Source organism: Patescibacteria group bacterium (assembly GCA_028707065.1).
Lineage (GTDB): Bacteria > Patescibacteriota > Patescibacteriia > Patescibacteriales > WJLG01 > JAQTUZ01.
In genome coordinates this window covers 25,710-44,923 of the sequence record JAQTUZ010000012.1, presented here as the reverse complement: position 1 = coordinate 44,923, position 19,214 = coordinate 25,710, and the positions used below count along the sequence as shown (strand labels likewise).

Annotated in this window: 17 protein-coding genes and 3 tRNA genes; 4 read left to right on the top strand and 16 right to left on the bottom strand. The window is 44.9% G+C overall.

Annotation, left to right across the window (positions count from 1 at the left end; all coding sequences use genetic code 11):
* Positions 1-1,830, bottom strand: a 1,830-nt coding sequence (locus PHE24_04710; protein MDD4902409.1) for a PAS domain S-box protein, incomplete at its 3' end; no start/stop codon positions are given.
* A gap of 342 nt (positions 1,831-2,172) precedes the next feature.
* Here PHE24_04710 and PHE24_04705 point away from each other — a divergent pair.
* The 3 genes from PHE24_04705 to PHE24_04695 all read left to right on the top strand — a co-directional run bounded on the left by PHE24_04705 (position 2,173) and on the right by PHE24_04695 (position 5,848).
* A complete protein-coding gene (locus PHE24_04705; protein ID MDD4902408.1) occupies positions 2,173-3,498 on the top strand; it encodes a phosphoribosylaminoimidazolesuccinocarboxamide synthase in 1,326 nt (441 codons plus the stop codon).
* Between the two features lie 149 nt (positions 3,499-3,647).
* On the top strand, positions 3,648-5,159 hold the full coding sequence (locus tag PHE24_04700) for a lyase family protein (GenBank protein MDD4902407.1): 1,512 nt from the start codon (positions 3,648-3,650) through the stop codon (positions 5,157-5,159).
* A 191-nt stretch (positions 5,160-5,350) separates the two neighbouring features.
* On the top strand, positions 5,351-5,848 hold the full coding sequence (locus PHE24_04695) for a hypothetical protein (GenBank protein MDD4902406.1): 498 nt from the start codon (positions 5,351-5,353) through the stop codon (positions 5,846-5,848).
* Between the two features lie 66 nt (positions 5,849-5,914).
* On the opposite strand, the gene PHE24_04690 is transcribed toward PHE24_04695, so the two are convergent.
* The 9 genes from PHE24_04690 to PHE24_04650 all read right to left on the bottom strand — a co-directional run bounded on the left by PHE24_04690 (position 5,915) and on the right by PHE24_04650 (position 13,548).
* Positions 5,915-7,204 carry a serpin family protein gene (locus PHE24_04690; GenBank protein ID MDD4902405.1) on the bottom strand — a complete coding sequence of 430 codons (1,290 nt, stop codon included), beginning with the start codon at positions 7,202-7,204 and terminating at the stop codon, positions 5,915-5,917.
* Between the two features lie 28 nt (positions 7,205-7,232).
* Positions 7,233-8,333 (bottom strand): PEP-utilizing enzyme, encoded by a 1,101-nt coding sequence (locus tag PHE24_04685; protein MDD4902404.1) that lies wholly within the window; start codon positions 8,331-8,333, stop codon positions 7,233-7,235.
* A 547-nt stretch (positions 8,334-8,880) separates the two neighbouring features.
* Positions 8,881-8,953, bottom strand: a tRNA-Lys gene (locus PHE24_04680).
* 122 nt (positions 8,954-9,075) lie between these two features.
* Positions 9,076-9,149 (bottom strand) — tRNA-Met (locus tag PHE24_04675).
* A 56-nt stretch (positions 9,150-9,205) separates the two neighbouring features.
* On the bottom strand, positions 9,206-9,721 hold the full coding sequence (locus PHE24_04670) for a hypothetical protein (GenBank protein MDD4902403.1): 516 nt from the start codon (positions 9,719-9,721) through the stop codon (positions 9,206-9,208).
* A 30-nt stretch (positions 9,722-9,751) separates the two neighbouring features.
* A tRNA-Arg gene (locus tag PHE24_04665) sits at positions 9,752-9,825 on the bottom strand.
* Positions 9,826-10,227: 402 nt separating this feature from the next.
* The gene (locus PHE24_04660; protein ID MDD4902402.1) at positions 10,228-10,509 is read right to left on the bottom strand and encodes an HU family DNA-binding protein; all 282 of its coding nucleotides are present in this window, start codon (positions 10,507-10,509) and stop codon (positions 10,228-10,230) included.
* Between the two features lie 183 nt (positions 10,510-10,692).
* Positions 10,693-12,216 (bottom strand): ribonuclease Y, encoded by a 1,524-nt coding sequence (gene rny, locus PHE24_04655; GenBank protein MDD4902401.1) that lies wholly within the window; start codon positions 12,214-12,216, stop codon positions 10,693-10,695.
* Between the two features lie 255 nt (positions 12,217-12,471).
* Complete coding sequence (locus tag PHE24_04650; GenBank protein MDD4902400.1) at positions 12,472-13,548, bottom strand: hypothetical protein; 1,077 nt, start codon at positions 13,546-13,548, stop codon at positions 12,472-12,474.
* 324 nt (positions 13,549-13,872) lie between these two features.
* On the opposite strand from PHE24_04650, the gene PHE24_04645 reads away from it, so the two are divergent.
* Positions 13,873-14,808 carry an FAD-dependent oxidoreductase gene (locus PHE24_04645; GenBank protein MDD4902399.1) on the top strand — a complete coding sequence of 312 codons (936 nt, stop codon included), beginning with the start codon at positions 13,873-13,875 and terminating at the stop codon, positions 14,806-14,808.
* A gap of 131 nt (positions 14,809-14,939) precedes the next feature.
* On the opposite strand, the gene PHE24_04640 is transcribed toward PHE24_04645, so the two are convergent.
* The 6 genes from PHE24_04640 to PHE24_04615 form a co-directional block, all read right to left on the bottom strand.
* Positions 14,940-15,539 (bottom strand): MBL fold metallo-hydrolase, encoded by a 600-nt coding sequence (locus tag PHE24_04640; protein ID MDD4902398.1) that lies wholly within the window; start codon positions 15,537-15,539, stop codon positions 14,940-14,942.
* Complete coding sequence (locus PHE24_04635; GenBank protein ID MDD4902397.1) at positions 15,523-16,557, bottom strand: NUDIX domain-containing protein; 1,035 nt, start codon at positions 16,555-16,557, stop codon at positions 15,523-15,525. Before PHE24_04635 ends, PHE24_04640 begins: the two co-directional genes overlap by 17 nt.
* 20 nt (positions 16,558-16,577) lie before the next feature.
* The gene (locus PHE24_04630; protein MDD4902396.1) at positions 16,578-17,015 is read right to left on the bottom strand and encodes an NUDIX domain-containing protein; all 438 of its coding nucleotides are present in this window, start codon (positions 17,013-17,015) and stop codon (positions 16,578-16,580) included.
* 69 nt (positions 17,016-17,084) lie between these two features.
* A complete protein-coding gene (locus tag PHE24_04625) occupies positions 17,085-17,885 on the bottom strand; it encodes an HAD family hydrolase (GenBank protein MDD4902395.1) in 801 nt (266 codons plus the stop codon).
* A 2-nt stretch (positions 17,886-17,887) separates the two neighbouring features.
* Entirely contained in the window at positions 17,888-18,919 is a 1,032-nt protein-coding gene (locus tag PHE24_04620; protein ID MDD4902394.1) for a PEP-utilizing enzyme, read from the bottom strand.
* Between the two features lie 118 nt (positions 18,920-19,037).
* The gene (locus tag PHE24_04615; GenBank protein MDD4902393.1) at positions 19,038-19,214 is read right to left on the bottom strand and encodes a hypothetical protein; all 177 of its coding nucleotides are present in this window, start codon (positions 19,212-19,214) and stop codon (positions 19,038-19,040) included.

Genomic DNA, 19,214 nt, shown 5'->3' with positions numbered 1-19,214 from the left:
CAGCGCCAAAATGTCAACTGATTTTTTATAAATAGACAGCCTGCCCGCCTCGATCCGCGCCACGTCCAGGAGGCCGTTCACCAAGCCGATCAATAGTTCGTTGGAAATAGCCAAATCGCGCAGATACCTTTTTTGCTTATCGCTTAGGCCTTGGGTTTGCGACGACATTGTTTCCAAAATCCATTTTGACGCCGAAAGCGGGGTGCGCAGCTGGTGCGAGGCCAAAGAAAGAAAATCGCTTTTAGCCTGATCCAGCGCTTTTTCTTCGGTGATGTCCCGAAAAACATTAATGGCCCCGATCGTTTCCCCTCCTAAAATAACCGGCGCTACCGCCCGAGAGACCGGAAATTTCTTCCCCCTTTTTCCCACGTAATAATAGGGCGTGATGGCGGAAAAAGTCTGGCCCGTTTTCAGGACAGCGGCGAAATCGCTTTTTTCCAAAGGAAGCTTATTGCCCTTTTCGTCTTCTTTATGCAAAACATCAAACCATTTTTTTCCCATCGTTTCTTCTTCGGTATAGCCCAGCATTTTCAAAGCGGCTTGATTTATCAAAATTATTTTTCCCTCTTTATTCACGGCAATCACGCCGTCGGCAATGCTTCCCAACAGCGCCTCATCCTTGGCCGCTATTTCCTTTAATGATTGCTCCACTTTCTTAATGCTGGTTAGATCGACCAGAATACCCCTGATCCCATCCATTTTATTTTCTTGAACCGCATAGCTGGAATAAACAAGCGCGGGGAAAGTGTTACCGTCTTTTCTTACGGCCAAATATTCATTGGCGCCGATTTTCCTGGTTTTGATCCGCTCTAAGATCATCTTAGCGGCTCTGGTTCGATCTTCTTTGGCGATCAACTCTAGGATTTTTAGTTTTTTTTGGGCCAAATCTTTTTTGGCATATCCGAAAGTTGCAAGACCGTAATGATTGACAAAGGTCAATTTGCCGTTCTTATCCATTTCAAAAACCGTCTGCGGCAGCAAATCGACCAAATTCTTGAATCGCTCGCGGCTTTTGGACAATTCTTGCTCGGCCAGTTTGCGATCAGTGATGTCCCTGACCGATTCGATCGCCCCGGCCAGCTTGCCATTTTCATCATAGAGCGGGGAAGCGACACACCAAAGATAAGCGCCTTTCCCGCCGTAAAGCAAAGGAATAAATATCTCGGAAATAAGCTGATCTTTTTCTTTCTGAATATAAGGATATTTTTTCGCGATCTTTTTATTTCTTTTCAGGACAAGGTCCATCAATACCGGCCGCCGCTTGCCGTAAAAAGGAACGGCGTAAAGATAATTGTCCTTGCCCAAAATTTCATTTTTTTTGACGCCGGTCATCTGCTCTATCTTTCTATTCCAGGCGATCACCCGGCCCGCCAGATTAATGGCCATGGTCGCGTCGGGCAAAAAATTCACCAAATCGGCCAGCCGCTGTTTTGACGCCGCTAATTCTTCCTCGGCCCTTTTTCTCGAGGTCACATCTCGGAAAAAACCGATCATTAATTTTTTTCCATCCACCATTACGGGAGCTGAAACATTTATATCAGCATAAAAAATCCGGCCGGATTTTCTTTTTACCGGAATATTTTTCGCCAGAGAAATTTCCCTTTTTGCCAAACGATCAAAATAGCTCAAAACGCGGGGCAAGACGGCTTGGGGATGAATATCTTTGACTCGCAATTTTTTAAATTCCTTGCGCGAGCGGCCCAGCAGGCGGCAGATCGCTTTATTGCCGGAATAAAACTTCTTGGTTTTTATATCAACCAGCAATACTCCGTCCGGGACATTATCAAAAAAATCAAGAAAGTCTTTTTCCGAATTTTTACAATTATTCATTTGGTTGATTTTCCCCTCCGGCGTAAATTTAAAATTAATCGCCTCTTAAAACTCCCGATTCGCGGCCAAAGCAACGATCTTGCTTTGGCAAAATGATATAAATGAGATTTCTCCGGTCGCTTTAATTATAGCATATGCCGAAATTGGCGTTAAGCTGAATTTTTTGCCAGAATTTTTGCAATAACTGCCATAAAAAAAGCGAATTTCCGGCAATGACCCTCGGTTTTCGCCAAATTCAAAAATTGACATTTAAAGGCGTTTTCTGTTAAGCTGGAAAGTTCACTAAAAGCAGGAAGGCTCATTGTTAATCAAAAAAACCTAAACCCAAGAAAGGGGTGTTTCATGGAAAAGCCGGAAAAAGGCAAAACGCTGGTTGAAGGCAAAACAAAAATGATTTTTGCCATGGTCGGCAACGATGATTTGGTCATCGTTGGAAACAAGAAAGATATCACGGCAATGGATGATCCCGGGCTGACCCGCAAATTCGACAGTAAGGCTGTTTCAGCCACCACCACGACCTGCAATGTTTTCGAACTGCTGAACGCTTGCGGCATTCCTACAGCCTACTGCGGACGGCATTCGGAAACGGAATTCATCATGAAAAAATCAAAGATGGTTCCGCTGGAAGTCGTAGCGCGGCGCCGGGCGGTCGGCAGCTACTTGAGCCGCCATCCGGATTTAAAAACCGCGGACAAAACCAAACCGAAACGGTTTCACCGCCTGGAGATCGAATTCTTCCTCAAGACCACCAAAGGGAAATTCGGCGACGTCTTTTCCAATTTGAAAGAAAGGGACAAGGAGGGCGAATTCAGCGACAAAAGCGAAATCATCGACGATCCGTTGATCATCGATGCCCGCGCGGAAAAATGGCAGCTGGTTCATTCCAAAAAACCCGGCTGGACCAAAGAATCAACCATCAGCGTTTCCGAAATTCCCAGGCAAGTTACGCCGGAGCAGATCGACAAGCTGGAAGAAATAACCCGCCGGACGTTTCTGGTCCTGGAAAAAGCCTGGGCCGTTCTTGGCCTTGACCTGATCGATTTCAAAATCGAATTTGATGATCAGATGCGCGTTTCCGATGTCGTCGATAACGACAGCTGGCGGCTCTGGAAGAACGGCGAACAGTTCGACAAACAGGTCTTTCGCGATTTCGGCGAGAAAAAACTGGAAATAATCGAACGTAATTACCAGTTCATCGCCGAGATGTCCGCGCGTCTGACCCTGCCCAGGCAAGCGCTGGTTTTCTGGCGCGGATCAGAAAGTGATCCGATACCGAAAGAAATTCCGGCCGTACCCGGTGTCGACAATCTTGACATTATTAAGTCGGGTCACAAAAGCACGGTTGATTCGCTGTTGATGCTGGACCGGATCGTTGCCAATTACCCGCAAGGCGGCGTGATCGTCTGTTCGGTCGGGCGCTCCGACGGACTGGGACCGATACTCGCGGCACATACCGCTTGGCAAGTGATCATTTGCCCAGTGAAATTCGAAGAATTTCCGGATGACATCTGGTCAAGCATCCGTCTGGCCTCGGGCGTTCCGCTTTTAACCACCTGGCCGGAAAGCAATGCCTTTGCCGCGGCAATTGGCATTCTGGCGCAAACCAATCCGGCGGCGTACTTGCAACTTCAATCGAAAATTGAAAAATTTGACAATTTCGTCGCCTGACCTCTGTTTCTTGAACATTCAACAAAGGGCTGGCTCATTACGAGACAGTCCTTTTTTAATTGACTTATCGCCGTTATTCTGATAAATTAAAAAGTTCCTGAAAACAGATAGTAAATTACAATAAACCATAAACCTTATAAGGAGGCGTTATGCATGAAAGGTATGTCAATCCAAAAATCGCTGAAATTTTCAGCGATGAACACAGGCTCTCGCTCTGGCAAAAAACCGAGCTGGCCGTTATCGAGGCGCGGGTCAATCTGGGGATGATCGTCAAAGAAATTTTTATCGCCATCAGGGATTGCTGGCTAAATTCGCCAATTGATATTCCGTGGTGGAAAAAACGTGACAAAGAAATTCACCACGACCTCAATGCTTTTATTGACGAACGGCTGCGTGGCCTGCCAATCACTCTTCATCAAAACGTGCACGAAAAAATCACTTCCTATTGCACCGAAGAATCTGCCTTCATCAGAATGCTGATCGAATCTCTGGAGGTAATCGACCTGCTCTTTGATGAGCTGGAAAAAACCATCAAAGGTTTTTGCATTGCTTTTCGCTACACGATTATGAACGCCAGAACTCATGGCCAGGAAGCCGAGCTGCAGACTGAAGGTTCTCGCGGCTTAACCTGGCTGAGGGAACTTCAGGTTGCCCGTGAAACGCTCCGTCAAACCCGTGCAAATCTAAAATATTCGAAACTTTCCGGCGCCATCGGCAAGTATGGCAGCATTCCTCCGGAAGTGGAAAAAGAAGCCCTGCGAATTTTGGGATTTGTTCCGTTCTATGGCGCTACGCAAATTCTGCCCCGTGTCCTTTTTGCGCCAATTGCGAACGCCCTGAGCAATGTCGTTCAAGTGGTGGATAAAATCGCAAATGACATCCGCCTGTCGGCCCGAAGCGGAAATCCGCTGATGCAAGAACCGTTCACTAAAAAACAAAAGGGTTCTTCGGCCATGCCGCACAAAAAAAATACCATTCGTACTGAAGGTATTGAGGGCAATGGTGTAATGGCCAAACGTTATGCGGATATGATCACCGATTGCATTAAAACCTGGGAAGAAAGAGCGATCCACCAATCGCGGATAGAAAGAGTCGCCTGGCCTGATCTCTTCCACACGGTCGCTGATTCTTTAAAAACTTTATCCGGCGTCATTGGCCGCATTAACGTTTACCCGGATAACATGCTTAAGGAAATCTACGAATCGCGCGGAGTATATGCCTCCAGCGAAGTAAAGGAATTCCTGAAAAAGCATTTGTGCAACGAAGAATTCGGTTTAGGCTATGAGGACGTCTACCGGATTGTTCAACTTGCCTCTTTCAACGTTTTTGAACCATCTAAAGAAAGGATGGAAATAAGGGAAACAATAGCTTCCTCCTTTGAAGTATCATTGGAACTTCTCCGAAAAACCGCCCGGATTCTTCAAAAAGAAACGAAGGTTGTCTCAATTGAGGAATTCATCCCCCTGAGTGCCTTGCGCGTTTCCGAATTCCTGGATATCGGCGATGCACAGGTCAAAATATATAATATCGCTCTGGAAAAATTATTCCGTGCCGACCAGATCGGCGATATCAAAATTATGGAAGAGTGGCACGAATTATTCACTCCGGCATTTTTGCTCAAAAACGAAGCAGTCCTTTATCAGGAGATAATCGGACAGTAACCAAACCCCGCTCTGTCGTTGCGACGGAGCGGGATTTTTATTTTAATATATTGGCGGCTACTTGCCGTCTTAACTCCGTTTTTATATTCCAATCTTGACAAAAATAGAAAATAGTTATATACTACGAACATTGAATCGCTCATTATTATAACAATAACAAATATAAACCATTTTTAAAAAGGAGTTTGCTGATGGAAATGATCGTTTACGCCGCCAGATCAATCTTCAGAACCGACTGGATAGCGGCAATTCTGTCTGATTGGCTGAAAAACTTAATCGGAGTATTTTCAACGGTTAAAAGAATTGCTTTGATTGCCGCTTTCCCCCTGGCTTGTCTCGGCGTAATTACGGCCTTTGTCTGGATTGGTTTTGGCGATTATTTTTCGCCGGAATTCCCCCTCGTCTCCGGCAGCCGCAGTTCGTCTTGCGCCGGCGTTTCGGCAGAGACATCATCAAGCCAAAGCGATGATAACTTCTGGGAAATGCTATCAAGTTTTTTTCAGTTCAGCAATTATCTTGATGGCGTCTGGCCTCAGGCCAATCAATTTGAGAGGGCGGATGCAAAAGCAGAAGTCCAATTCACTCCGCCATTTCTTGGCTGGTTGGAAAGAGATCGTAATAAATTTCAACAAGTCGGAAATACTCTTTTTTATTCCGACGGGAACAGGAAAATTACCGTCTTCCAATAAAAAAACAAACCCCGCTCCGGTCATTATGACGGAGCGGGTCTTTTATTTTTAGGCAGCTTGTATAAATTATTTGTTCGGGTTGGAAACTCGGCCGAGGAACAAAATATTTCCGCTATCCTTGTCCTGGATCAAAAAAAGAAATGGATGGTCGGCGCGGAAGACCGGGATCTGGCGCGGTATGGGCATGGCGGATGCGGCGACGGCAACGCCGGTGGCGGCGGCCGCTTCCGTGCCTTCTTCGTCAACCGCCACAAAAGCCTGATGAATTACCAGTTGAATGGCTAAATTTTTCGTGCCATCCATGCCGGAAAAATCAGCCTGACCGGTAAAAGCCGTGGGCATACCCATTTTTGCCAAGGTTCCGTTCAAAGAATATTTAGTATCAAAAGTAAATTTCGGCAGATACACATCAACACGCTGCTCTTGCAATTGGCTTTTCCAGTCACTGATCTTGGCCGATGACAGCGAGCTTTCCAGTCCTGATAAATCGTCATTTTTTGGCAGCAAGATCATCATTGATAATTTATCGCCATCATAAGGCATTTCCAAAATTTGCAAATCAGCTGTCTCAGCGAAATTGAAGTTCGCTTCCTCGCCCGTTAATTGCATCATCTTAACTTTGACTGAATTAGCAGAACTCACCCGAAAATCTTCATCACTAGTCAGCTTCTTATCGAACTGTTTGATCCAGGTTCCCTTGAAATAGATCGCGTCAGTAATGACTAAGCGCGTCAGGGCATTCAAAGCGCCCCGAGGAAATAAATCCTTTATTTTATTATTAGTTTTATCTTCCACCCATTGATTAATGGCAAGCCGCGCCTGTTCGGTGGCATTTTTAAAATCAACATTAGTGGCTTGGCCGGCATAATATTTTTCCAACACATTAAGATACTCATCCAAAAATTTATAATCTTTTTGCGCCCAAAGGGCATTGGCGATACTAAGCTGGTATTTTGCGTCCGGCTGATTGATCTGATTATAAAGCGCCGCGAAAGAAGACTGGCGCGAACTGGCGTCAGCGGGGAAATGAAACACCGATTGTATCTCCTCGGCTGTTTTTCCGCGCGCTCCTTCATCGACCATAGCCAGGGCGGACGAAATGCTAAAGGGCGAGAAGAAAATATTTCCGTCTGCTGTTTTTAATTCAGCGTAAAGATCCAAGGCGAACTGATTATTGGCGCCTACCACCGAATTTATTCCTTCAGGCGTCGCGCCCTTATCGTCGGTAATAACGGGAGGCACAACAACAACCGGGGGTTTTGGCGTGGGCGGCTGCTGGCTTTTTAAATAATAAATGCTGGTTCCGCCGGCAATCAAGATAATTGCCGCTAAAATGATGATGATTTTTTTGGTCATATAATTATAATATTAAAGCGATAAAGTTCTACCGCTTGCCCTGTTTTTTTGGCGAAATTATAACTGACTTTTTTAATATTCTGACTGATCCATTATTCGCATCAACCTCAATCAAATCCCCGTCTTTTAGCAATTTAGTCGCGTTATTCGTGCCGATCACGCAAGGTTTCCGCAACTCACGAGCGCTGATAGCGGCATGAGATAAAATGCCACCGGAATCGGTTACAAAACCGGCCGATTTTTTCAAGAGAGGCAAGAATTCCGGATGGGTCATACCGGCAACAAGAATATCTCCTTCAGAAAATGATAATCGAGGATCAGTAGGATCAAATACGATCTTGACGCGGCCGGTAACCTTGCCTTGATAAGCACTTTGCCCTTCGATCACCGTAGTCGCGGCCGAAGACAGGACCATTCCTTCAATTTTACTTACGTCTTCGCCCGTAAAAATATCAGTGTCTTTATCGTCAAAAATCAAGGCCGCTCCACGATAACGATTATTCAACTGGATACGATCTGGCAATCTCTTGTTCTGGAAATAGGAGCGAAGCTCTTCTTTGGTGGTGGCAATGATCATCTCTTGGGTAAATGATGTTTCCCGGGCGACGCGCTCGGCTATCAGCTCAACATAATTTTCAACCTTCCGATAGATTGGTTCGGCAGCCAAACGCGCTCTTTCGAGCACGGGCAAAATTACTTTCAATTCCGCGGGAGAAACATAATCAACAAGATATTTAACACTGATGTGCGGTAAATAATAATCATAAACAAGATTCCAGAATTCATCAAAATCGGCGAGGCTAAGCTTATTGGCATCATAGGAATCTATGAATTTCAAAACATTTTCGGCGCAAGATTGCAAATCATCCGATATTTTAACAACATAAGATTTATCCTTGCGCGCCAAAGAACTCAATCGATCACCCAAATCGTCTCGGTCTGATTTAGTGGCCCAACAATCCGTGACTCCGTCTTGGTAGATAAAAATAACCTGCCGATACATCGCCTTTCCGGAAATATTTTTTCTTCTTGTCCAAATCTCTCCCAAATGAGAGTCAAAATGCAAACTGCCCTTTGCCGACCACATTTTTACCCAATCGTCGTGTTTTTTAATATTTTTCAAATCCATATGATTTTATTATAACATTAATTGCTTATTTGCGACCAATTTGCCACCGACGGAATTGCGGCGGCAAATTTGTCTCGCTCCTGCCTAGTTCGAATCCCTCTATCGTTCTAAAAATTTTCTCAAATAACCAGCACGCGGTCGGCCGCCGCCGCAATTGCGGCGGCCTCCCTTGTCCAGGGTTGCCGCCGGCCTTTCCCCGAAAGGCCGGCGTCGCTCGCTTATTCGCCGCTCGTTCCCTCGCGGCTCATAGCTCGCTCGCAACCAGTTCGAATCCCTCTGAGCGGAAAATTAAAAAACGGGCGAATGCCCGTTTTTTAATTTTCAGTGCGCTCAGAGGGATTTCCGCGGTCGGCCGCCGCCGCAATTGCGGCGGCCTCCCTTGTCCGGGGTCAGCGCCGACCTGCCCCCGGCAGGTCGGCGGACGTTCGGCTGCCGGCCGCTCGTTCCCTCGCGGCCATTGCCTCACTCCTGACCTGTTCGAATCCACACTTTAAGAACACTAGAAATAAAAACAGTCCCGAAGCTTCGGGACTGTTTTTATTTCTAGTGCGCTCAGAGGGATTCGAACCCACGACCGTCTCCTTAAGAGGGAGCTGCTCTACCAGCTGAGCTATGAGCGCAACACTCAATCACAAATTAAAAATTACGAATTACAAATTACCTAATATAGCCATATTCCACTGAACAAACAACTTTTGTCAATAAAATAATTTTTAATTTGTAATTTGTAATTGATTGTGTGTGGCGGGGGAGAGAATTGAACTCTCGACCTCGGCGTTATGAATGCCGTGCTCTAACCAGCTGAGCTACCCAGCCCTAATTAATCTTGTTTAAATAGACGACTAATTTAAAATGTTGAACTTAACCCATTATCAGTAATTTACGATAACGGTATTTTTATACCAATCGTCCCAGTAAGCATCTTGTCCTACCCAATCAAGGATTTCCTGGGCCGGAACATTTTTAATTATTTCTTCCCAATACTTTTTTATATCTTGAATAATGTTTTTATCATTAATGGCCTTATCATAAAAAGAACATTCTTTATGTATGTAAAAACACTCAATCTCCAAGCCGTTTTCCGTCTTTCTTATTTTTGGATAAAAAGGAAAAGTTATGCAATCGGTAGCACGGATGCCTGGCGGTAAAACGCAGCCGCCATTTTTCCCGAGAAAAATGCATCTGTCTTTCATTACGATATCCTTAGTTTCGCCCCTTTCCCCGGACTGGCTGCTGATTTCAAAATCCTTTCCGGCAAGCGGCAAATCTTTCATTTCCCAGCCAAAAACTGAAAAAACTCCCTTTTTGCAGCATAAGCCATCGCACACCGAACAATATTTTCTAAAATTATTTACTATTTTTTCTTTTCTTGCTTTATTGTCTGTCATACTATCTCCTTCTTAGTCTGCCAAAAAAAGTGCTCCCTGTAGGACTTGAACCTGCAACCTTCTGGTCCGAAGCCAGACGCTCTATCCAGTTGAGCTAAGGGAGCCAGAAAAAATTTATTTTAATTAATGTGCCCGCCCAGCCATTCGACAGGGCGCCCCGCCGAATGGCTGGGGCGAAGCCAGACGCTCCCCGCTACATCGGCCTTTGGCCGTGAGCGGATCCGCGCAGCCGCAAAGCGGCATGTCGCGGATATCCGTTGAGCTACGGGCGCTAAATAATCCTGGGACTTTTTATTTCAAACTAAATTCAACTTAACATAAACAACATATTAAATCAAATTCGAAAGAACACAGATCAAAGATCAAAGAACAAATTTAATCACGCTTCCTGCTCTTTGCTTCTTACTCAATGTTCTTTGCTTTTTGTTCTCTGCTCTCCCACCCTCTAACGCAAAAGGAAGAACGAAAAAATCGTCTTCCTTTTTTGCGTTACGATATGTGAGATATTATTTACCCTTTAATGAATCTTTTAATCTTTTGCCGGTGCGGAATTTGGCCACCTTCACTTCCGGGATCTGGATGCGTTCGGTCGGTTTCTGCGGATTGACGCCGCCGCGGGCATAACGAGTCATGGTTTCAAAAGTGCCAAAACCGGTGATCGAAACATCACTCCCCTTTTTCAACTCCTCAATGATGATGTCCACCATGGAATTGATCATGCTTTCGGCGAGCTTGCGGTTAGCTCCGGTTTTTTCCGCAATCTTCTCGATTAAAGTCGCTTTGTTCATAGTATTGATTTTAAATTATGATGATTTGTTATTTGCTAATATTATAACAAATGGTAAAAAAATAGCAATACCATGAATAAATATATGTCAATAATATGCCTACCCGCCCGCCAGAAGTGAAAGGTATGGCGATTCCGCGCCCGAAAATACTTTTCTACTTTTTACTTTTAACTTTTTACTTTTTTATCTGGCATATTCGATGACGCGATTTTCCCTGATCACATTGACCTTGATCTCGCCGGGATATTTCAATTCGGCCTCGATTTTTTTGGCGATCTCGCGGGCCAGATTCTGCATCGCCAGATCATCGATCTTTTCGGCATTGACAAAAACTCTGACTTCCCTGCCAGCCTGCAAGGCGTAAGACTTTTCCACGCCCTCGAAAGAATTGGTCAAACTTTCCAGCTCTTCCAATCTTTGCAAATAGCGTTCATAGGTATCGCTGCGCACGCCCGGGCGGGAAGCGGAAATGGCATCAGCGACTTTGACGATAACGGAAATCAAGCCGCGCGGATGATCATCATGGTGGGTTTCGATCGGGGCGATGACCTCTTCGGGCAGATTGAATTTCTTGGCGATGTCGCGGCCGATCTCCGGATGCGTGCCCTGCACTTCGTGGTCAACGGCCTTGCCGATATCATGAAGCAAGCCGGCCTTCTTGGCGAGCGGCACATCCGCGCCCAATTCTTCGGCGAGCAAACCGGATAAAATCGCGACCTCCACCGAGTGGCGCAAAGCATTCTGGCCGTAGCTGGTGCGATATTTCAAACGGCCCAAAATTTGGACAAGTTTCGGATCAAAACCGGTAATCCCCAATTCGTAGATGGCTTCCTCGCCGGCTTTCTTGATATCCAAAGCCAAATCTTTCTTGGCTTTGTCGATCGCTTCTTCGATCTTGGTCGGATGGATGCGGCCATCTTTGATCAGCGCGTCAAGCGCCCGCTTGGCCACGTGGCGGCGGATCGGGGAAAAAGCGGAAATGACGATGGTATTCGGCGTATCATCGACAATGATCTCGACGCCGGCCAATTGTTCGATGACTTTGATATTGCGTCCTTCGCGGCCGATGACGCGGCCTTTCATTTCATCGTTAGGCAAATCGACGTTAGTGGTGGAAATTTCCGGAGTATAAGAAGAAACGATGCGCTGCATCGAGCTGGCAATCAGCTCGCGAGCTTTATCGTCAACCGCTTCGTCGTTTTCCCTTTCCGCCTTGTTCATTCTGGCGACCAGATCATCCTTGGCTTCCGCCTCGACGTTCTTGAACAAAACTTCTCTCGCCTCTTCCTTGGACATCTCGGCGATCTTTTTTAATTTTTCCAATTGCTCTTCGCGGATCTGGCGGATCTTTTCTTTCGCTTCCTCGACTTTATTGACGCGGTCATACAGCTCTTGCTGTTTTTCCTGCAGCTCCAATAATCTTTTGGAAAACGAGCTTTCTCGCTGTTCCAAGCGGATCTGCAAGCCGTTCAGTTCTTCACGGCGTTTTCTTTCCTCTTCTTTGGACTCTTCGATGATCTTCAAGGCTTTGTCCTGGGCCTTGAGCAACAGATCTTTTTCTTTGGACCTGGCTTCGTGCAGGATCTTTTCCGCCTTATTTTCGGCGTCTCCGATTTGCTGCGTTACTCTTTTCTTGCGCACCCAATAACCCAACAAAAAAACTCCCGCGGCAGCGATCAGACCAAGTGCAATTTCAACAAAAATCATAAATAATATGAGTCTGCCCCGGGAATTTAAATTGTGAGAAAACCTATTTAATTAGCAATGCCAAACAAGGAAAATTATTTTTTCCCTTCTTTATATATATGAAGTCGTATAAAGCTTGTCGGTTCAATTGCGATCATTTTGCTAATTTTAAATGAATTCTACCAAATTTTTTCAATCCTTAAGGGCAGAAACTGTTTAAATAATATTAACTGAACAAATAATAGCACCAAAATGCTTATTTGTAAATAGTCAGTCTTACTGCGCCGTCGGAGTGTTGCAGGAAGCGCTATCCGATCCGGAAGCGGCGGTCGCAGTGCCAAAACCCGGAGCCGGAGTTTCCGAAGAAAGCTGCGCCTGGCATTCGGCCGGAGCAGTGGTAAAAGCCGAGCAAATGGTTTTGAGCAAGCTGGCAGAATCTCTGGCGGTCGAAATGGTTTCGCCATTGATCACTAAGGTCGGAGAACCGCCGACGCCATACTTGGTATTATCATCCTTAAAAATATTAAATTGCGGGAATTGTCCGTTTATCCAGCTGGATTGGTCGGCAAATCCTGACATAACATTGAATTTCTTGTCCGTGGCGGCGACGCAAGTTGCAATTTTTCCCTTATTAATTTTTACTTTAGCTACGCAATCGGCTGAAACTTTAGCCCACTTGGCCAAAATATCGGCTGACTTGCTTTGGGCTTCACCCTTTTTTTGTAAATCAGTTTCAAAATCAGCCGCCGTTTTTCCGTCTGCCAAATAACAATTTAAATAAGCCGCGAACTTGGCCGGCTCATTTTGCTGGATACAATATTGATTCATCTCTTCTTTTAATTCTTTTTCACCATGCATGGCATAGTCGCAGAACTTTATGGCAAAATCGATCTTTTTGCCCAGGGTAGCCGCGACCGGCAAAATGCCTTTCTCAATCTGCGTGCCATAAGGGCAGGAGCTCATCACGAATAATTCCACGGTCGGCTTGGCGGTTTTGGTATTCACTTCTTGAGTCGTTTCGGCTGGCGTATTGGCGGCGGTGGAAGAAGCGGCGGCTGGTTTCTTTTTCATATCATAAATCTGCGTAAAAAAGAGCGAAGCGTCGCGAGTCATGTAAGCATCGATCTGCTGATCATTAACGCCGATGGACAGCTTGTAGACTCCGCTAATGTCGGAAATGCTGTTTATCGTCGCCTTGTAAGGGGCATCAGCCAAAAGTTGATTATTGATATAATCGGTGATCTGCGCTTTGGCCTCATCAGGAGTCAAGACCTTGGCAGCCTGCGGAACCTTGAAGCTGCAGCCGGTCAAAACCAGAGCCAGCATCAGGCTTAAAATAATCGCTTTTTTCATAAGTTTTAGTTTGAATTGTTAATAATTAATTTTTAATATACTAACTTTATCAAATATGAATAAAGAAGTCAAAAAGAGACATTTGTTACATTGCCATATTGTTATATTGTCAAGATTGCGATAATGCGATAAAAAACTTATAATTAATTTAAGAAACTATTGCGCATAAAACTATCCTCAATGAAAACGAAGATGAAATTAGAAATTAGAAATTGGAAATTAGGTTTTTGCCGATTTTTTCCAAATTTCCAATTTCAAATTTCAAATTTCTGAAACTTATTTTTCCAAACTAAAATTTTTATTTAAACTTCAAATTATAAAATTATGTATGATGTTATAATTATCGGCGGCGGCGCGGCCGCGATGTCAGCGGCGATCTATGCCGCCAGAAGACAGATGAAAACTTTAATGGTCGCTAAAGACTTGGGCGGACAGATGATCTGGGCTTCGATGATCGAGAATTATCCCGGCTATAAATCCATTCCTGCTTCCGAGCTAATTGAAAAATTCACCGAGCAGGTGAAAGACTTGGGCGTGGAAATAAAAATCAGCGAAGTCAAGGAAATAAAAAAATTGGCTGAAGAAAATTTCGAGGTCGCGACGGCGAGCGAAAAATTTTCCGCCAAGACGGTGATTGTCGCGATCGGCGCGGCGCATCGGCAATTGGGCGTGCCGGGCGAGAAAGAATTGGGCGGCCGCGGCGTGGCCTACTGCGCCAACTGCGACGGCCCGCTTTTCCGCAATAAAACCGTGGCCGTGGTCGGCGGCGGCAACAGCGCGCTGGATTCGGCCGGTTTGCTCGCCAAAATCGCCTCTAAAGTTTATTTGATCCACCAATTCGATACTTTCCAGGCCTTCGAAGCTTTGGAAAAAATAGTTCGCGCGACGGCGAACATTGAAATTATCTTACAAAGCAAAGTCGAGGAGATCGTCGGCGAAAAAAAGGTCGCCTCTATTAAAGTACGCAATCTGGCCGACAATTCTTCCAGGGAAATCGCCGTTGATGGAATTTTTGTCGAAATCGGCTTTGAAGTGAAAACCGATCTGGTCGCCGGCCTGGTAAAGATCAATGAAAAAAAAGAAATTATCGTCAATGAAAAATACGAAACATCTTTGCCGGGAATGTTCGCGGCCGGCGACTGCACCAACGGCCCGTTCAAGCAGATCGTCATTTCGGCCGGCAATGGCGCGATTGCGGCGCTCTCGGCTTATAATTATATCCAGATCAAAGAAGGAAACATCAAAAAAATCACCAAATAATTATCAGCATCTTTGCAACTTTTTTTAGAAAAAGTTGCACAAAAAATCGCGCGCTGGACAAATTTCCTATCACTCCGCTAGTCACCCTTTGGGTGATACGCTGCGTGATTACGGAAATTTTCCAATGCGCGCTATAAAAAATTATATACTTTAAACATCTTCCCGTGCCCTGGAATGATGTAGTCGGCGATTGCCAAAATCTTCTTGCGGCTGGCGAGCAAATCTTTTTTATTTTTAACGTAAGGGTCTTTGAGTTTGATTAAACTTTTCCGGTCTGTTTTTTGTTTTTGATTATCTGGCCACCAGAAAACATCGCCGGCCACGGCAACTTTCCCAAATTTTTTGGTTGGCACCAAAACCGAGCAATGGAACTGATCGTGTCCCGGAGTTTTGATTATTTTTATATCGGTTCCGGGAACTTTTCCCTGATGGCCAGCAATTTTTCCGTCCCAGGAAAAAATATCAACATTATCAAGAACTTTTGCTTGGAAAAAAATTCCGGCCAAAAGAATATGATCCGAATGATTATGGGTCAAGATGACAAAATTTATCTTCGCCGCCGGCAAGCCCTCGCTTTTCAAAGCGGCCAAAAGTTTTTTCCTGTCCATCCCCGGATCGACAATCACGTTTATCCCATTTTCCCGGATCAAAGTGACGGTCGAGGACGCGAACTCGCTGCCGTTCTTTTCTTTGGCGTAGCCCTTGACCAAGATTTTAATTTCCGCTGGCATAACTTTTAATAAGTTTATTCTTCAATTCCTCCGGTTTCAGGTTTAATTCCGGCAACTTTTCCAAATCCACCCATTTAATATCGTATTCCCCCTGATAAATTGTTGATCCGGATTGAAACTCCGGCCCCTGGCCGGTGCCGATGACTCCGCCGGTCATCTCGCACAAATAAAAAAATTCCGGCTGGCCGGCCGTTTCCGATTTGGCGGATTTTTCTTCATAGAATAAATCTTTAACGCGAACTTTGATGCCCAGCTCTTCGAGGCATTCCCGCCGGATCGCTTTTTCTATCGTCTCGTTCGCTTCGACGCGCCCTCCCGGTAAAACCCAATAAGATTCGTGATCCTTGAGGCGATTGATCAATAATATTTTTCTCTTGGCAATAATAATCGCCCGGGCGCGTTGCGTTACTTTTTGCGCGATCATTTTTACCACATTGTGCCGGTGCGGTTCGGGGCAGCCCGCGTGGCCCTTATTGTCGGTTGTCTTCTCCTCATACAAAATAATTTCAAAATCGGAAAAAATTTTCATTAATTCCCCCGCCGCGATAAAACAATGTTTATTATCGATTTTTTTAGCCAACGGCTTCTTAATGAAAAAACAGGAAATAATCGCGTATCCCCCGTTTTTCACGGCTTGCTTTATTTGAACCAACGATCGCAACGCGTCTGGCTTGGCCAAAAAATGCAAAGAATTATAGGCGTTGATGGTTGAATATTTATTTGGTTCGATCTTAAAGGTCGCGATATTCTGGCAAAATAGCCTGATCCGGGACAAGGAAAGTTTCTTCGCCGCGATCGCTTCTCTCATCTTCTTGATCCCTTCCTCGGAATTATCTATCGCCGTCACTTTGAATCCTTTTTGCAGCATGAACAAAGCATCGCGACCTTGGCCGCAGCCCAGATCCAAAAATTCCGAACCAGGTTCGAGCTTTTCCAAAATTTTCTGCAAAAGCGGATTGGGCTTTTCCCCCCAAACGTTATGATGTCGATAAATTTGGTCGTATTTTATTGTCGTCACAAAAAATTTAACTACTGAAATTACTCAAATTTTTTATAAAATGCTTTTTCCAAATAGCAAGCAACACCCATCCGGCTCGCGTCAAAGTGCGGCGACGGCAAATGATTCGGGTCAACCCACAACCACTCCTCGCATTTTTCCGGTTCCATATTTTTTAGATCGCCGGAAAATTCCGTTACCAGCAAAATAATCGAAATATAATGCAATCCTTCATCGCGATAAGTTTCCAAATTATTGGTAACCGCGATCACCTTTGGGTCCTTAAGATCCAAATTCATTTCCTCTTTAATTTCCCTGATCGCCCCTGCTTCAAAAGTTTCGCCAGGGTCAAGATGGCCGCCCGGGATGGAATAATAAGGAGCGTGGCTGTTCTTTCTTTTGCCGATAAGTATTTTCCCTTCTTGATTAACAATGATAACGCCCAATCCGACTCTTGGCCTGTTTTTTTGGTCTGACATATTTTTAATATCAAAATTTGTTTTTTCTTGATTCGCCGCGTTCCCGGCGAGAAACACGGCCGGGCTAATTTAAGTTGTGGCGGCCAAAATAACCCAGTCTTTTCTTCCTTTGGCATATTCCGCCAAACTGTTTCCGCGGTCGATGACGATGGCGAGCTCGGCGTATTCCAGCATCGGCTGATCATTGATCGAATCGCCGATGGCGAAGATCGGTTTTATTTCTCGCTGAATTTTATTTTGGATATTGGCGACTTTGCCGCCCGCGATCGGTAAGGGATAAATTAATTTCGCGGTAAGCAAATCTCCGTTCATCACATTCTCAATGCCGATGCATTCGGCTTTGACGTTGGGAAAAAATAATTCCCAGGCCGGCTTGACCATAGATTCCGGCGAAGCGCTGATAACCCAAACGGCAATATTTTTTTTATGAGCATAGGCCAGCAATTCTTTAATTCCCTCGCGAACCTTTAATCCTCGATTGATCGTTAAACTAAATAAAATCCTTTTGGTGACAGCTTCACCTTCGCTCGCCACGGTTTTTTTCACCGCTGCCGCGACTTCCGCCAGAGAAAAACCGGACAAACATTCGCCGATGAAACCAAAAGCCTGTTCGGTTTTACCTTGATCCAAAAGTTGATAATAATGACGAAGGGCGGCGGCGTGATAATCCGATGAATCGAGATGCTTTTTCCCCAATAAAGAAAAATCCTTGAGCAAATTATTCTCGCAAAGATAAGCAAAAGCGGCTTCGGCAACATCGTTAACAACGCAAGTATTATCAAAATCAAAAACCGCGTATTTAAACTCATTATTGGTAATATCAATTTTTTCGATCTGCGCTATTGCTTTTTTTATATTATCCACTATCATTTTTATAAAATTTTAACGATCCCGCTATCCGCGTCTACTTCCACAAAATCGCCATCTTTTAAAATTTTAGAGGCATTTTTTGTTCCGATAATACAGGGAATTTTAAACTCCCGGGAAATAATCGCCGCGTGGCAAGTAATTCCTCCTTCGTCCGTGATGATCGCTGACGCTTTTTTTGTTGCCGCCAACAGGCGAGGCGTAGTCATGATCGATACCAAGATTTCTCCCGCTTGCATCCGCTCCATCTGCGCCTTGGTATTGACCACGCGAACTTTGCCCGTTGCTTTTCCCCGGCAAGCAACCATCCCCTTGATTTCTTTTACCGGCGCTATTTTTTCCGGCGGCACTTGTTCCATTTCCACTTGCCGCGCCTGCTTGCCCAGATAAAATTTCATTCGGCCATTTTGGAGCCACAGTACATAATGTTTCTTCCGTTCTTGCAAAATCTTCTCTCCAACCTTTTTTCCTTCCTGAAGAAACTTGAAAAATTCTTTCGGCAGATAAAACATCAATTCTGCCGGCGAGGTTTTATGCTTTCGCCCCAGCTTTTCAAAAAATGGCATCAGCGCGTCCCAGGCCGCGCTGCTTTCCACCTCGGCTTTTTCATGCCATTCACCAATAGCCAATGTTTCTTTTTTCAGCTTTTTTGATTCAAAAAGTTTATTTAAGTTGTTAGTATAAAATACAATTGATCTGGCGAGCTTATACCATTTGATAAAGATTGAAAAATTTTTAGCCGTACCGTTTGCCAAAACGGCCTTCGTGGATTTTTTAAGCTCCTCCAATTCGCCCGACCAAAGAGGGAAAAATTTTTTCAAATACCCTTGCTGATATTCCGCCCACACCAAATCAAGCCTTTTTGCCGTTTCCGGCAGATAAACATATTGCGAAGTAATCCCGTCTTGGTTGATGACCAGCAAGTTGCCAACTTTTACTTTCGAGGGAGCTCCCAGCATATCCCGATAACCCTCGACCCGAATATACCTTTCCAGCAGCACGGTCTCCCGGGCAACGAGAAGTTTCCATTTGTCCATAAAATTAATGAAAATTTAGTAAAAAATTTCCGCCTAAAATCGCGGCGCTGCTAAAATGTTTTTTAGAAAATGGGGAAGATATTTCTTCCCCTCTTGCCTTAATCCCTATTATCATCCTTCATGCTGCCAGCCCGACTTTTCTCTTGGCTCTTTGGCAAAGCAGGACATTACGTCCGAAAGATCGGCGCGAACCTGCTCTCGCCAAGGACCGGCTGATGCTCCGGGGATAATATTTTTCCCTGATTCTCATTCTTCTCGCCTGCGGCGGGTTACTTCTTTCTATGCCGTTTTTCAC

What these genes read in the sequence shown, in the direction of transcription:
- PHE24_04670 (MDD4902403.1), bottom strand. Translation starts at nt 9,721, where the DNA reads ATGACAGACAATAAAGCAAGAAAAGAAAAAATAGTAAATAATTTTAGA.
- rny (MDD4902401.1), bottom strand. Translation starts at nt 12,216, where the DNA reads ATGATTTTTGTTGAAATTGCACTTGGTCTGATCGCTGCCGCGGGAGTT.
- PHE24_04660 (MDD4902402.1), bottom strand. Translation starts at nt 10,509, where the DNA reads ATGAACAAAGCGACTTTAATCGAGAAGATTGCGGAAAAAACCGGAGCT.
- PHE24_04685 (MDD4902404.1), bottom strand. Translation starts at nt 8,333, where the DNA reads ATGGATTTGAAAAATATTAAAAAACACGACGATTGGGTAAAAATGTGG.
- PHE24_04700 (MDD4902407.1), top strand. Translation starts at nt 3,648, where the DNA reads ATGCATGAAAGGTATGTCAATCCAAAAATCGCTGAAATTTTCAGCGAT.
- PHE24_04620 (MDD4902394.1), bottom strand. Translation starts at nt 18,919, where the DNA reads ATGGACAAATGGAAACTTCTCGTTGCCCGGGAGACCGTGCTGCTGGAA.
- PHE24_04630 (MDD4902396.1), bottom strand. Translation starts at nt 17,015, where the DNA reads ATGTCAGACCAAAAAAACAGGCCAAGAGTCGGATTGGGCGTTATCATT.
- PHE24_04695 (MDD4902406.1), top strand. Translation starts at nt 5,351, where the DNA reads ATGGAAATGATCGTTTACGCCGCCAGATCAATCTTCAGAACCGACTGG.
- PHE24_04625 (MDD4902395.1), bottom strand. Translation starts at nt 17,885, where the DNA reads ATGATAGTGGATAATATAAAAAAAGCAATAGCGCAGATCGAAAAAATT.
- PHE24_04645 (MDD4902399.1), top strand. Translation starts at nt 13,873, where the DNA reads ATGTATGATGTTATAATTATCGGCGGCGGCGCGGCCGCGATGTCAGCG.
- PHE24_04640 (MDD4902398.1), bottom strand. Translation starts at nt 15,539, where the DNA reads ATGCCAGCGGAAATTAAAATCTTGGTCAAGGGCTACGCCAAAGAAAAG.
- PHE24_04650 (MDD4902400.1), bottom strand. Translation starts at nt 13,548, where the DNA reads ATGAAAAAAGCGATTATTTTAAGCCTGATGCTGGCTCTGGTTTTGACC.
- PHE24_04705 (MDD4902408.1), top strand. Translation starts at nt 2,173, where the DNA reads ATGGAAAAGCCGGAAAAAGGCAAAACGCTGGTTGAAGGCAAAACAAAA.
- PHE24_04690 (MDD4902405.1), bottom strand. Translation starts at nt 7,204, where the DNA reads ATGACCAAAAAAATCATCATCATTTTAGCGGCAATTATCTTGATTGCC.